We start from the raw sequence: 12,480 nt of genomic DNA, 5'->3' as shown, positions 1-12,480 counted from the left end.
GCGACCCATGGCAAGTGAAATTCTGATTGTCGATGATGAGGCCGATATTCGGGATCTCGTTGCGGGCATTCTCGAGGACGAGGGTTTCGTCACGCGAACTGCGCGCGACAGCGACTCCGCGCTGGCTGAAATTGCCAACCGCAGGCCGCATCTGGTGTTCCTCGACATCTGGCTGCAGGGCTCCAAGCTTGATGGCTTGCAGCTGCTGGAGCAGGTCAAGAAGGACAATGCCGATTTGCCGGTCGTGATGATCTCGGGCCACGGCAACATCGAGACCGCGGTCGCGGCGATCAAGCGCGGCGCCTACGACTTCATAGAGAAGCCGTTCAAGGCCGACCGTTTGATCTTGGTCGCGACCAGAGCGCTCGAGAACTCGCGGCTCAAGCGTGAGGTCAAGGAGCTCAAGCAGCTCGCGCCGAGCGCCAGCCAGCTCGTCGGCCGCTCGCCCAGCATGAACCAGCTGCGCCAGACCATCGAGCGCGCGGCCAAGGCGAACAGCCGCATCCTGATCGTCGGCCCCGCCGGCGCCGGCAAGGAGCTGACCGCACGCACGCTGCACACGGCCTCGGGCCGCGCCGACGGCCCGTTCGTCGTCATCAACGCCGCTGCGATCACGCCCGAGCGGATGGAGCACGAGCTGTTCGGCGTCGAGCAGTCCAACGGCGAGCACGCGCGCAAGCCGGGCGCGCTCGAAGAGGCCCATGGCGGCACGCTGTTCATCGACGAGATCGCGGACATGCCGCGCGAGACCCAGAACAAGATCCTGCGCGTGCTGGTGGAGCAGTCGTTCCAGCGCGTCGGCGGCACGGCCAAGGTGCAGGTCGACGTGCGCATCATCTCGTCGACCGCGCGCAATCTCGAAGAAGAGATCGCGGCCGGCCATTTCCGCGAGGATCTCTATCATCGGCTCTCGGTGGTGCCGATCCGCGTGCCCGCGCTCTCAGAACGGCGCGAGGACATCCCGGAATTGATCGACTATTTCATGGAGCAGATCTCGGCCGGCAGCGGTCTGCCCAAGCGGCAGATCGGGCAGGACGCGATGGCGGTGCTGCAATCGCATGTCTGGCCGGGCAATGTGCGCCAGCTCCGCAACAACGTTGAGAGAGTCATGATTCTGGCGGCGGGCGGGCCCGAGGTCATCATCACGGCCGACATGCTGCCGCAGGACGTCGGCTCCATGGTGCCGGCGATGCCGACCAGCAACAATGGCGAGCACATCATGGGCCTGCCGCTGCGTGAGGCACGCGAAGTATTCGAGCGCGACTATTTGATTGCACAGATCAGCCGTTTTTCAGGAAATATTTCTCGCACGGCCGAGTTCGTTGGCATGGAACGGTCGGCGCTGCATCGAAAGCTGAAGGCCCTCGGTGTCGGCTAACGCCGAGTGCTGTGTTTGCGGCGCTGGGATATGTCAGGAAAATCATCGATTTCCGTAGTTTTTCGGGGCAATCGGACGTGCCTTGCCGCGTGAAGCGGCTTGCCTAATAGGTCCACCTGTCCTCTAATCGCACAGCTGTTCCTTCCGAGGGGGATCTCATGAGGGAACGGCAACCGGGAGAGGCCCCGAACCTCACAAAGAGGGTCGCAACCGGCGCAATAAAAAGAAACTCAAAGCGAGAAAAAAACAATGGCGGCAGACCGCGCACAAAACCTGCAGGACACCTTCCTTAATCACGTTCGCAAAACTAAGACGCCACTGACGATCTTTCTGGTCAACGGAGTGAAGCTCCAGGGCATCGTGACCTGGTTCGACAATTTCTGTTTGCTGCTTCGGCGCGACGGTCATTCGCAGCTCGTCTACAAGCATGCGATCTCGACCATCATGCCGGGTGCTCCGATCCAGCTGTTCGAAGGCGGCGAGGATCAGCCGGCTTGAGAGTGATCTGATTGGAACCCCGGAATTTCGACGGGGATGCCGACCGTCCGCGGTCGGCAGGGGCTAAGCAAACGGGGCGGGTGCTTGTCATCGGCCCCTACTTGCGTGTGCGCGCTGGCGGTGCCGACGCACAATCGGAGAGTCATGTTCAACGCGACGCCGAGGCCCGGCTCGATGAAGCCGCGGGCCTCGCGCGTGCGATCGATCTCGTCGTTGCCGACGCCATCATCGCGCCGGTCAGCCAGATCCGCCCCGCCACCTATATCGGCAAGGGCAAGGTCGAGGAGATCGCCGGCCTGATCAAGACCCTCGATGTCGAGCTGGTTGTGATGGATTGCGCGCTGGCGCCGATCCAGCAGCGCAATCTCGAAAAGGAACTGCACGCCAAGGTGCTGGACCGCACCGGGCTCATTCTGGAAATCTTCGGCCGCCGCGCCAAGACCAAGGAGGGCTCGCTCCAAGTCGAGCTCGCCCATCTCAACTATCAGCGCTCGCGCCTGGTGCGCTCATGGACCCATCTGGAGCGCCAGCGCGGCGGCTTCGGTTTCATGGGCGGCCCCGGCGAGACGCAGATCGAAGCGGACCGCCGCCTGATCCAGGAGCGCATCTCCAAGCTCGAGAGCGAACTGAAGAAGGTGCAGGCGACGCGGCGGTTGCATCGCGCGGGCCGTCAGCGCGTGCCGTACCGCGTCGTTGCGCTGGTGGGCTACACCAATGCCGGCAAGTCGACGCTGTTCAATCGCCTGACCCGCGCCGACGTGCAGGCGGCCGACATGCTGTTCGCGACGCTCGATCCCACCTTGCGCGCGCTCAACCTGCCGCATGGCGGCAAGGCGATGCTGTCGGATACGGTCGGTTTCATCTCCAATCTGCCGACGCAACTCGTTGCCGCCTTCCGTGCCACGCTGGAGGAGGTGCTGGAAGCCGACGTCATTCTCCACGTGCGCGACATCTCGCATGAAGATGCCGAGGCCCAGCAGAGTGACGTCGACGCGGTGCTGCGCCAACTCGGCATCAACCCAGACGACTCCGGCCGCATCATCGAAGTCTGGAACAAGATCGACCGTTACGCTGCCGAGCAGCGCGAAGAGCTCTTGAACATCGCCGCACGCCGGCCGGAGGATCATCCGGCCATGCTGGTCTCGGCGGTGTCGGGCGAGGGCGTCGACGCATTGCTCGCCGCGATCGAGGAACGCCTTGCCGCAAAGCGCACCACGCTCGACCTCTCCATCGACGCCGCCGACGGCGCCGGCATCAGCTGGCTGCATCGCAATTCCGAGGTGCTGTCGAAAGAGCTGCACGACGGCCGCTTCGACATGACGGTGCGGGTGGATGAGACCAAGCGGGACATCGTCGTGCACAGGTTCGACGCGGTGCCGCGCCTGTCGGCCTGAGCTACGATGCGATCAATTTGCGAGGTCGAGGCTCATGAACTGGTTATGCGGGCTCGCCTGATAATCGGCAAACGGTCCGCAATTTGCGAAGCCGACGCTACGATAGAGTGAAACGGCCGGCGCATGAAGCGACGCCGTGCCCGTTTCCAGGCTGAGACGCGCATAGCCTCGCTTTCGAGCCTCTGCAACGATGTGGAGCAGGATCGCGCGACCGACCCCGGTCCCGCGCGTGGCGGGCGCGGCCCGCATCGACTTCACTTCGCCATGCGTCTCATCCAATTGCTTCAGCGCACCGAAGCCAGCCAGCGCATCGTTCTGCCAGGCCGTCCAGAACGTCACAGTCGGAGCCGACAAGCCGCTTGCATCGAGCGCCTGCGCATGCTCGCCCATGACGCTGCGGAGCTCTTCCAGGTGATGCGCCAACAAATCGGCCACGTGTCGCGCCTTCGGATCGTCTTGCCTGATTTCCATGGCATGCCTTCCATCACGTCGCCGTCTTCGCTTCATTCCATAGCGCATCCATCTCCGTCAGCGATGCCTGCTCGAGGGTGCGTCCCTGCGTCTGCAGCGCGCGCTCGATATAGGCAAAGCGCCTTTCGAACTTGGCGTTGGTCGCGCGCAGGGCGCTTTCCGGGTCCGCGTCGACATGGCGGGCGAGGTTGACCAGCGCGAACATCAGATCGCCGGTCTCCTCCGCGATCTCCTGCCTGTCGCCACGGTCGAGCGCGGCCTCGATCTCGTCGGCTTCCTCACGGATCTTCGCCAGCACCGCGCGCGGGTCATTCCAGTCGAAGCCGACGGTGGAGGCCTTGCGCTGCAGCTCCATGGCGCGGGTCAGCGCCGGCTGGCCGGCCTTGACGCCCGACAGCAGCGATTTGTGCGCCGGCACGTCCTCCGGGGGGCGGCGCGCGGCGCGCTCGGCTTTCTCCTCGGCCTTGATGCGGTCCCAGACTTCCTTGACGTGGTGCGAGGCGAGATTGCCATCCTTGTCGGCGAAGACGTGCGGGTGACGCCGGATCATTTTTCGCGTGATGGCCTCGACGACGTCTCCAAAAGAAAACGCATTCTGCTCCTCAGCCATCTGGGCGTGGAACACGACCTGCAGCAGCAGATCGCCGAGCTCCTCGCGCAAATCGTCGAGATCGCCGCGGGTGATGGCCTCCACCACCTCATAGGCTTCCTCGATCGTGTAGGGCGCAATCGTCGCAAAATTCTGCTCGAGGTCCCAGGGGCAGCCGGTCACCGGAGTGCGCAGCGCCGCCATGATCTCGATCAGGCGGGAAATGTCGCGGGAAGGGGTCATTGCGGGGCGTCTCTCCTGGCTCCGAAACCTTATGCCAAAAGCAGGGCGCCGTTCCCAGCCGGCCGCGGCGGAACAGGCCGATTTCCACCGATTGGCTGAGACGTTCCACAGTGCTAAAGCGCGGGCCATGAGCGACGCATTTTCATCACAAACCGCTTTGGTGCTGTTCTCCGGCGGCCAGGATTCCACCACCTGCCTCGCCTGGGCGCTGAGTCGCTTTGCGCGGGTGGAGACGCTGGGGTTCGACTACGGCCAGCGCCACGCCGTCGAGCTCGATTGCCGCGAACGGCTATTCGACGGCGTGAAGGCGCTCCGCGCGGACTGGGCCGCAAAGCTCGGCGAGAGCCACACGCTGTCGATCCCGACGTTGGCGGCGGTGTCCGAGACCGCGCTGACGCGCGATGTCGCGATCGCGATGGGCGCCGACGGGTTGCCGAACACGTTTGTGCCGGGCCGCAATTTGGTGTTTCTGACGTTTGCTGCTGCGCTGGCGTATCGCCGGGGCATCACCCACATCGTCGGCGGCATGTGCGAGACGGATTATTCCGGCTATCCCGATTGCCGCGACGACACCATCCGCGCCATGCAGGCGGCGCTGTCACTGGGCATGGCGCGCAAGTTCGAGCTGCATACGCCGCTGATGTGGATCGACAAGGCTGCAACGTGGCAACTGGCGCAGGATCTCGGCGGCGACGGGCTGGTCGACCTCATCCGCGAGCACTCCCACACCTGCTATCTCGGGACGCGCGGCGCGCAGCACGATTGGGGCTACGGCTGCGGCGAGTGCCCGGCGTGCAGCCTGCGGGCGAAGGGGTGGCGGGAGTTTGCGGCGGGGAGGTAGCGCGTCTCTCACCGTCGTCCTTGCGAGGAGCTCTTGCTGCGAAGCAATCCAGGCTGCCGCCGCGGAAAGATTCCGGATTGCGTCGCTTCGCTCGCCATGACGGGCGTGGCGAGAGCTAGCCGAAATCCTCCGGCCTGAGCTCGATCGGCTTGCCGTGCGGCGTGCGGTCCGCCGCGTGGTCCCAGGCATCGCGATAGCGGTGCAGCGTCTCCACGGATGCGACGCCTTTGCTTGAGACGAGGCCCTCTAGCGTGGCGAGCCAGTGCAGATAATAGGTCTCGCCCGTATCGGGATCGCCGGCCGCCTGCGCGCGCTTGATCTCGGAAGCCAAGGCGGCTGCCCATTCCGGCCAGGTGAACACGCCGCGCTCGTGCAGTGTCAACGCCATGGCGAACGCATGCGCCTCCCAGGGAGCGCGGAACACCGGGCCGTCGTCATCGCGCGGAATGCTCGGAATGGCTGCCGTTGCGGCCGCCGCTGCCGTACTGCTCATCACGCCGGGTCCAGATAGGGCTCGAAGGCGTCGATCGAGACCTTCAGCGTGGGATCGCCGTCATCGCCCCAGAGGTCGCGGCCTTCGAACACGACCGTGTAAAGCCATTGCGGATGCTCGCCGCGCTCCATCGCCGCGGTATCCGGAAACACGTGGCAGCCATGGTTCAGCTCGACGATTCCGACATGGCCGCGCACATAGCGCGGCAGCCGCGTGTGCGTGGCCGGATGGATGTTCTTGGCGCGCACGCGATCGCCGATCTCGAATTTCGCGGGCGCTGGGGCAGGGCGGGCGAACTTGCCGCGGACCATGATGCGCTCGACCTGCGTGAGGTCGAACTTGCCGTGCTTGAGCGCCTTTGCGGGCTGCATCGCATGGCCGGCGGCGACTTCCTCCCTCGTGAGGTAGCCCTTCTCGATCAGCATCTCCTCGAGCCCGAGAAACCATTTCTTGTAATAGGAGCTCGACAGATACACGTCTGGCGGCAGCGTCTCGCGGTAGAAGCGCGAGGTGTCGATGTTGAAGGCGCCGGCAGCGCCCATCGCGCGCACCATGGCGAGGACGCGGGACTCCCATTCCTCGTGGAAGACAGGCTCGTTCGGCTCAGCCTCGACCTTGCCGAAGCCGTCCATGCCGCCCATGTCGTGCACGCCGTTCACGACGGCGCTCCCGGCGTCCTGGGAAAGCCCGTGCCGATCATGGAATCGCGCGTGACGAGCTCGGCGAGTTGTTCTTCGCTCCAGCCCTCGGTGCCCTCGGGGCGCATCGGCAGCACCAGGAAGCGCGTCTCGGCGGTGGAATCCCAGACCCGGATCTCCATGTCCTTGGGCAGGGTGACGTCGAAATCGGCGAGCACGCCGCGCGGGTCCTTCACGGCGCGCGAGCGGTAGGGCGCGGCCTTGTACCAGACCGGCGGCAGCCCCAGCATTTCCCAGGGATAGCAGGAGCACAGCGTGCACACGACCATGTTGTGTCGCCCAGGCGTGTTCTCGACCACGACGAGATGATCGCCGACGCGGCTGACATGGCCGAGCGTGCCGATCGCCTTCGAGCCGTCCTCCAGCAGCGCCTTCTTGAACGCCGGATCGCTCCAGGCCTTGGCGACGACGCGCGCACCGTTGTGCGGGCCGATCTTGGTCTCGTAGGCCTGGATGATGGCGTCGAGCGCGGCCGGCTCCACATAGCCCTTTTCGGTCAGGATCGTCTCGAGCGCGCGGACGCGCAGCTCGGTCTCCGACAGCTCGGAATGGTCGTGATCGTGGTCGTGATGATGCTCGCTCATGGCGCAAAGATAGTCCCAGAATCCGGGCCTTGTCGAGGCGAAGACTCTGCTAACATCGCCCCATGGGCTGGGCCGTACGGACCGCAATAACCGCCGCAATCGCGGCTCTCATGACATGCGCGGCGCATGATGCGCGTGCTGCGAATGGCGCTTATGCGGTCGATGCCGCCGACATCTCCGAGGTCGGCTCCTGCAAGGTCGAGAGCTGGATGTCGGCTGCGACGAACACCGATTTTTCGGCGGTCGCCAATCCCTCCTGTGTGGTCGACCCCTTCAGGCCGATCGAGCTGAGCCTCCAGACCATCCGCGCCCGCAGCGACGGCGACTGGAGCACGACCAGAGCGCCCAAAGCCAAGACGAATTTCATCCCCACGGGAATCGGACGGTGGGGGTTGTCGGCCTATGGCGGCGGATCGTTCGACGCGGCGACCGGCGAGGCGCTGAGCGCCTTTGCGGTCATCCCCGCGACCTTCCGCCTGTCGGAGACCATGCGCATCAACGTCAATGGCGGCTGGCTCTGGGATCGCATCGCAGATCGCCATTACTTCACCTATGGCGTCGGCTTCGACTGGAAGTTCACCGACACGTTGCAATGGACGATCGAGGCGTATGGCCAGGCCGGCGCGTCCGAGGTCGCGAGCGTCGTGCAACCGCGGCTGCAGACCGGTGTCCGCTACCGGCCGAACGAGATATTTTCCCTCGACGTGATCTGCGGCCGCAACATCAGCGGCGAGAACGCCAATTGGATCACCATCGGAACGACGATCCGGTTTCCGGTCAAGGGCAGTGAGCCGGAGCACCGGCGCACCGGACATCTGTGATCAAGAGCAACAAGAAAAGGGGAACTTCCGTTGACCAATTATGTGACGATCGAGAAGGGGCATGGGCCGGAGGGGCGGATCGCTATCGTGCGGTTCGACCGCCATGACGGCATCAACGCGCTGTCGCCCGAAGCGTTGCGGCAGCTTACGGCGGCCGCGCGCAGTTTTGAAGACGACGCGACAACCTCCGTCGTGGTCCTGACCGGCAGCTCGGGCGCATTCAGCGCCGGCTTCGACCTCAAGGATGCCGAGGGACGCTCGCGCAAGGACATGGATCTCGGCGCGCTGCGGCGGCATCTCAAGCTCGGGCCGCGCCTCACCCACGCCTGGCAGGAGATGGAGCAGATCACGATCGCGGCGATCGAGGGCTTTTGTGTCGGCGGCGGTGTCGCGCTGGCCGTGGCGCTCGACTTCCGCATCATGGGACGCGATGCGCACTTGCGCGTGCCTGAGATCGGGCTCGGCATGAATATGAGCTGGCAGAGCATTCCGCGCATGCTGCATCTGATGGGGCCCGCCCGCACCAAGCAGGCGGTGATCCTTGCCGATCAGCGCATCTCGGCGGACGAGGCCTATGAGTGGGGCCTGGTGGAACAGGTGACCGATCCCGGCCATGCCTTCGATTCCGCCATGGAGCTCGCCCGCAAGGTCGCCGCGCAGCCGCCGCTCTCGGTCGCGATGACGAAGCTCACCGTCAACCGGCTCGCGCATGCGCTGGACGATCTCGCCAGCCATATGGACGTCGACCAGTTCGCGCTCGCCAGTCTCAGCGAGGATCACAAGGAGGGCGTCGAGGCGTTCCTGGGCCGCCGCAAGCCGCGCTTCAAGGGGCGATAGATCTTTGCCAGGCCATTGATCGCATCCCCGACAGTCCGTATACGCCGCATTGGGACAAGAGCAGGCTCGGCCAACGAGCCGCACGGGTGACGACAATCGAGGGGAGGGCCCATGACCGCCAATTCGCAGGCGCCTGAGGCAACAGGATTTCGCTGGAAACTGGTCGCACCGCTCGCGGTGTGGCTGGTGATCTATCTGTGGCCGGCGCCTACCGGGCTCAACGTCAATCAGTGGCACTATTTCGCGGTGTTCGCGGCAGTCATCACCGGGCTCATCCTGGAATCGATGCCGGTCGGCGCAGTCGGCTTCATCGGCCTGACGGTCGCGGGCGTCGCCGGCTATATCGATCCCGATCCGGGCAAATCGCTGCGCTGGATGCTGGCGGGCTTTGCCGAGAGCACGGTCTGGTTGATCGTCGGCGCCTTCGTGTTCTCGATCGGCTATCGCAAGAGCCAGCTCGGCCGACGCATCGCATTGGTGCTGGTGCAAAAGCTCGGCCGCAATACGCTCGGCCTCGGTTATGCCGTGGCGATGTCGGATTTCCTGCTGGCGCCGGCAACGCCGTCGAACACCGCGCGCAGCGGCGGCATCGTCTATCCCATCATCAGCAACATCCCGCGCATCTATGGCTCCGAACCGGGGCCGACCGCCGGCAGGATCGGCACCTATGTGATGTGGACGGCCTTTGCCGCGACCGCCGTCACGAGCTCTCTGTTCTTCACAGCGCTCGCGCCGAACGCAGCGGCGTTGGCGATCGCCAAGAAGACGGTCGGGGTCGAGGTCAGCTGGGGCCAGTGGTTCCTCGGCTTCGCGCCGCTCGGCATCCTCCTGATGGTGCTCGTGCCGCTGCTCAGCTATCTCGTTTGCCGGCCCGAGGTGAAGCGCAGCCCGGAGATTTCCGAATGGGCGGCGAAAGAGCTCCAGACGATGGGCCCGATGTCGCGCAACGAGTGGATCATGCTTGGCCTGATCGTGCTCGCGATGTTCCTGTGGATCGCGGGATCGAGCCCGGACATCCACGTGCCCGTGCTCGGCTCGAACTTCGTCAACGCCACCACCGTCGTGTTCATCGTGATCTCCCTGATGCTGGTGACCGGCGTGATCGAATTTGCCGACATCGTCAGCGAGAAGAGCGCCTGGGAGGTGTTCTTCTATTTCACCTCGCTGCTGACGTTGGCCTCCGGCCTCAACGAGATCGGCTTCATCAAATGGTTCGCGACCGAATACGCAAAACCGCTCGCCGGACTATCGCCGTCGACCGCGATGCTGCTGCTGGTCGCGCTGTTCTTCTGGATCCACTATTTCTTCTCGAGCATCACCTCGCACGCCGCCGCCGTGCTGCCCGTGGTGCTCGCGGTCGGATCGGGCATTCCCGATCTGCCAGTCACGACACTTGCCATGCTCTGCATGTACTCGCTCGGCCTGATGGGCGTGATCTCGCCTTATGCGACCGGACCGCGCCGATGTATTTCGGCAGCGGCTATATCGGGAAGGGCCAGTTCTGGGGCTTTGGCCTGATCTTCGGGCTGCTCTATTTCGCCGGGCTCTTGCTGATCGTGTTGCCGTGGCTGCGGATGGGGTGAGCCGGGCTGGAGGCAGCCTCCGGGGCGGAGGAATATTCTTCTCCGGGGAGGGATTGGGGAATCTTCGTCCATCCCCTCGCAAATATCTGACATTGCAAGAAAGACTGGAAAAAGCGATGGTACGTGCTGCGGTGCAGCGCGTGCCCCTTTGAGGCGTTTGCTGCTGTTCCACCCCCTCGTCGCTGATGCGACCCGGCTTTCGTTTGCCTTTTCCGGCAAGCGAAAGAACTATTGTGCATGAAGGCCGTCTCCATGAACGCTCACCAATCGCTCGCCGTCGGACAGCCGATTGCGCCAGCTCAAGCGATATCGCATCCCGCGCCTGAGCCGGACGCGATGGTTCGTTTCGCCGGCATCTCGAAGACCTATCCGGCCTATCGCGGCAAGCCTGGCGTCAACGCACTACAAAACATCGATTTCGCCATTCCACGCGGTTCCATTACCGGCGTGATCGGCCGCTCCGGCGCCGGCAAGTCGAGCCTTGTCCGGCTCATCAACGGGCTGGAGAAGCCGACCGCGGGCCGCGTGATCGTGGATGGCCGCGATATCTCGGCGCTGACGGGCCGCGAGCTGCGGCTGGCGCAGCGCTCGATCGGCATGATCTTCCAGCATTTCAACCTGCTGTCGTCGCGCACCGCCGCCGACAACATCGCGCTGCCGCTGGAGATCGCCGGCTGGGCCAAGGCCGACATCAAGGCGCGCGTGACCGAGCTGCTCGCGCTGGTTGGCATCGCAGACAAGCATGACCGCTATCCTTCCGAGCTTTCCGGCGGCCAGAAGCAGCGCATCGGCATCGCCCGCGCGCTGGCGACGCGGCCGAGCGTGCTCTTGTCGGACGAGGCGACCTCCGCGCTCGATCCGCAGACGACGCGTGCGATCCTCGACCTGCTCGCGAACATCAACCGCGAGCTCGGCGTGACCATCGTGCTGATCACCCACGAAATGTCCGTGGTGCGCCAGCTCGCCAGGGACGTCGTGGTGCTCGACGCCGGCCATGTCGTCGAGAGCGGCCACGTCGCCGACATCTTCACCCATCCGAAACATCCGATCACGCAGTCCTTCCTGGCCGAGGTGGTCGGCGACAGCCTGCCGGTCTCGCTAGCGAGCCGGATCGTGGCGGAGCCGCCTGCCGGCGGGCAGGCCGTGATCCGCGTCCAGGTGCGCGGGGCAGGGGCCGGCGACACGCTGGTGGCGCGGCTCGCCCGCGAGCTCGGCCTCGACATGTCGCTGCTGTCGGCGCGCATCGACGAGATCGGCGGCCAGCATGTCGGTTCGCTCGTTCTCGGCATACCTCTCGGTAGTCCTAGCCGCGACGACGTGCAGGCGCGAGTTCTTGCCTGGCTCTCTCAACATCAATTCCCGGCGGAGCATCTCGGCTATGTCGCCTGAACTCATCAACCTGATCATCCAGGCGACCTTCGAGAGCCTGTACATGGTCGGCATCGCCGCGCTGCTCGGCACCGTCTTCGGCCTGCCGCTCGGCGTCTTCCTCGCGACCAGCCGGAAAGGGGAGCTATTCGCGGCTCCGATCGTCAATCGCGCGCTCGGCATCATCGTCAACGCGACGCGGTCGACGCCTTTCATCATCCTGGTCGTCGCCATCATCCCGTTCACGCGCCTCGTTGCCGGAACCTCGATCGGATCGACCGCAGCGATCGTGCCGCTGACCATCGCGTCGGCGCCGTTCATCGCGCGCCTCGTGGAAGCTGCGATCCGCGAAGTCGATGGCGGCCTGATCGAGACCGCGTCTTCGTTCGGCGCCTCGCCGATGCAGATCGTGTTCAAGGTGCTGATCCCCGAGGCGCTGCCGGGACTTCTGTTGGCCCTGACTCTCGCAGTGGTCAGCCTGCTCGGCTATTCCGCCATGGTCGGCGCGGTCGGCGGCGGGGGCTTGGGGGATCTCGGCATCCGCTACGGTTATCAGCGCTTCATGCCCGAGATGATGCTCGCCGTCGTCGTCGTGCTGATCGCATTGGTGCAGCTCGTGCAGAGCGCGGGCGACTATCTGGCGCGCCGGGTCAACCGCCGGCTGCGGCATCACTGAGCCGGA

13 protein-coding genes and 1 pseudogene are annotated in these 12,480 nt (G+C 64.8%); 9 read left to right on the top strand and 5 right to left on the bottom strand.

Going from position 1 to position 12,480, the window contains the following annotated elements:
* Positions 1 to 7 precede the first annotated feature (7 nt).
* The 3 genes from ML401_RS17380 to hflX all read left to right on the top strand — a co-directional run bounded on the left by ML401_RS17380 (position 8) and on the right by hflX (position 3,270).
* Complete coding sequence (locus ML401_RS17380; RefSeq protein ID WP_194402106.1) at positions 8 to 1,378, top strand: sigma-54 dependent transcriptional regulator; 1,371 nt, start codon at positions 8 to 10, stop codon at positions 1,376 to 1,378.
* Positions 1,379 to 1,627: 249 nt separating this feature from the next.
* The gene (gene hfq, locus ML401_RS17375; RefSeq protein WP_007591126.1) at positions 1,628 to 1,876 is read left to right on the top strand and encodes an RNA chaperone Hfq; all 249 of its coding nucleotides are present in this window, start codon (positions 1,628 to 1,630) and stop codon (positions 1,874 to 1,876) included.
* A gap of 11 nt (positions 1,877 to 1,887) precedes the next feature.
* The gene (gene hflX / locus ML401_RS17370) at positions 1,888 to 3,270 is read left to right on the top strand and encodes a GTPase HflX (RefSeq protein ID WP_285812565.1); all 1,383 of its coding nucleotides are present in this window, start codon (positions 1,888 to 1,890) and stop codon (positions 3,268 to 3,270) included.
* Between the two features lie 12 nt (positions 3,271 to 3,282).
* Here the strand turns inward: hflX and ML401_RS17365 are convergent, their stop codons facing one another.
* Together ML401_RS17365 and mazG are read right to left on the bottom strand one after the other, a co-directional pair.
* Positions 3,283 to 3,789 (bottom strand): GNAT family N-acetyltransferase, encoded by a 507-nt coding sequence (locus tag ML401_RS17365; RefSeq protein ID WP_285812564.1) that lies wholly within the window; start codon positions 3,787 to 3,789, stop codon positions 3,283 to 3,285.
* Positions 3,755 to 4,573: a nucleoside triphosphate pyrophosphohydrolase gene (gene mazG, locus ML401_RS17360; RefSeq protein ID WP_285812563.1), complete on the bottom strand. Its 819-nt coding sequence runs from the start codon at positions 4,571 to 4,573 to the stop codon at positions 3,755 to 3,757. Before mazG ends, ML401_RS17365 begins: the two co-directional genes overlap by 35 nt.
* A 127-nt stretch (positions 4,574 to 4,700) precedes the next feature.
* On the opposite strand from mazG, the gene queC reads away from it, so the two are divergent.
* Positions 4,701 to 5,414, top strand: coding sequence for a 7-cyano-7-deazaguanine synthase QueC (gene queC / locus ML401_RS17355; RefSeq protein WP_285812562.1), 714 nt, complete (start codon positions 4,701 to 4,703; stop codon positions 5,412 to 5,414).
* 115 nt (positions 5,415 to 5,529) lie between these two features.
* Here queC and ML401_RS17350 read toward each other — a convergent pair whose 3' ends face one another.
* From ML401_RS17350 to nthA, 3 genes are read right to left on the bottom strand one after another with little or no spacing between them, the layout of a single operon-like run.
* Positions 5,530 to 5,907, bottom strand: coding sequence for a nitrile hydratase accessory protein (locus ML401_RS17350; RefSeq protein WP_285812561.1), 378 nt, complete (start codon positions 5,905 to 5,907; stop codon positions 5,530 to 5,532).
* Positions 5,907 to 6,566 carry a nitrile hydratase subunit beta gene (nthB, locus tag ML401_RS17345; RefSeq protein ID WP_285812560.1) on the bottom strand — a complete coding sequence of 220 codons (660 nt, stop codon included), beginning with the start codon at positions 6,564 to 6,566 and terminating at the stop codon, positions 5,907 to 5,909. The genes ML401_RS17350 and nthB overlap by 1 nt, the downstream gene beginning before the upstream one ends.
* Positions 6,563 to 7,189: a nitrile hydratase subunit alpha gene (gene nthA / locus ML401_RS17340; protein WP_285812559.1), complete on the bottom strand. Its 627-nt coding sequence runs from the start codon at positions 7,187 to 7,189 to the stop codon at positions 6,563 to 6,565. The genes nthB and nthA overlap by 4 nt, the downstream gene beginning before the upstream one ends.
* Positions 7,190 to 7,251: 62 nt before the next feature.
* Here nthA and ML401_RS17335 point away from each other — a divergent pair, with 62 nt between their 5' ends.
* The 5 genes and pseudogenes from ML401_RS17335 to ML401_RS17315 all read left to right on the top strand — a co-directional run bounded on the left by ML401_RS17335 (position 7,252) and on the right by ML401_RS17315 (position 12,474).
* On the top strand, positions 7,252 to 8,010 hold the full coding sequence (locus tag ML401_RS17335; RefSeq protein ID WP_376717277.1) for a hypothetical protein: 759 nt from the start codon (positions 7,252 to 7,254) through the stop codon (positions 8,008 to 8,010).
* A gap of 30 nt (positions 8,011 to 8,040) precedes the next feature.
* Positions 8,041 to 8,847, top strand: coding sequence for an enoyl-CoA hydratase/isomerase family protein (locus ML401_RS17330; protein WP_194402097.1), 807 nt, complete (start codon positions 8,041 to 8,043; stop codon positions 8,845 to 8,847).
* A 111-nt stretch (positions 8,848 to 8,958) separates the two neighbouring features.
* A pseudogene (locus ML401_RS17325) lies at positions 8,959 to 10,430 on the top strand (DASS family sodium-coupled anion symporter).
* Between the two features lie 237 nt (positions 10,431 to 10,667).
* Positions 10,668 to 11,819: a methionine ABC transporter ATP-binding protein gene (locus tag ML401_RS17320; protein ID WP_285812557.1), complete on the top strand. Its 1,152-nt coding sequence runs from the start codon at positions 10,668 to 10,670 to the stop codon at positions 11,817 to 11,819.
* Positions 11,809 to 12,474, top strand: a complete 666-nt coding sequence (locus ML401_RS17315; RefSeq protein ID WP_285812556.1) for a methionine ABC transporter permease — start codon at positions 11,809 to 11,811, stop codon at positions 12,472 to 12,474. Before ML401_RS17320 ends, ML401_RS17315 begins: the two co-directional genes overlap by 11 nt.
* Positions 12,475 to 12,480: the final 6 nt, after the last annotated feature.

The sequence above is a fragment of the Bradyrhizobium sp. 62B genome, from assembly GCF_030272265.2.
Classification (GTDB): Bacteria; Pseudomonadota; Alphaproteobacteria; order Rhizobiales; family Xanthobacteraceae; genus Bradyrhizobium.
The sequence above is the reverse complement of the archived record's forward strand: the minus strand, read 5'-3'. Positions and strand labels throughout refer to the sequence as shown.

Coding starts and splice junctions, on each gene's coding strand:
- ML401_RS17315 (WP_285812556.1), top strand. CDS start 11,809: ATGTCGCCTGAACTCATCAACCTGATCATCCAGGCGACCTTCGAGAGC.
- mazG (WP_285812563.1), bottom strand. CDS start 4,573: ATGACCCCTTCCCGCGACATTTCCCGCCTGATCGAGATCATGGCGGCG.
- ML401_RS17320 (WP_285812557.1), top strand. CDS start 10,668: ATGAAGGCCGTCTCCATGAACGCTCACCAATCGCTCGCCGTCGGACAG.
- hfq (WP_007591126.1), top strand. CDS start 1,628: ATGGCGGCAGACCGCGCACAAAACCTGCAGGACACCTTCCTTAATCAC.
- nthA (WP_285812559.1), bottom strand. CDS start 7,189: ATGAGCGAGCATCATCACGACCACGATCACGACCATTCCGAGCTGTCG.
- ML401_RS17335 (WP_376717277.1), top strand. CDS start 7,252: ATGGGCTGGGCCGTACGGACCGCAATAACCGCCGCAATCGCGGCTCTC.
- ML401_RS17365 (WP_285812564.1), bottom strand. CDS start 3,789: ATGCGCTATGGAATGAAGCGAAGACGGCGACGTGATGGAAGGCATGCC.
- ML401_RS17380 (WP_194402106.1), top strand. CDS start 8: ATGGCAAGTGAAATTCTGATTGTCGATGATGAGGCCGATATTCGGGAT.
- ML401_RS17350 (WP_285812561.1), bottom strand. CDS start 5,907: ATGAGCAGTACGGCAGCGGCGGCCGCAACGGCAGCCATTCCGAGCATT.
- queC (WP_285812562.1), top strand. CDS start 4,701: ATGAGCGACGCATTTTCATCACAAACCGCTTTGGTGCTGTTCTCCGGC.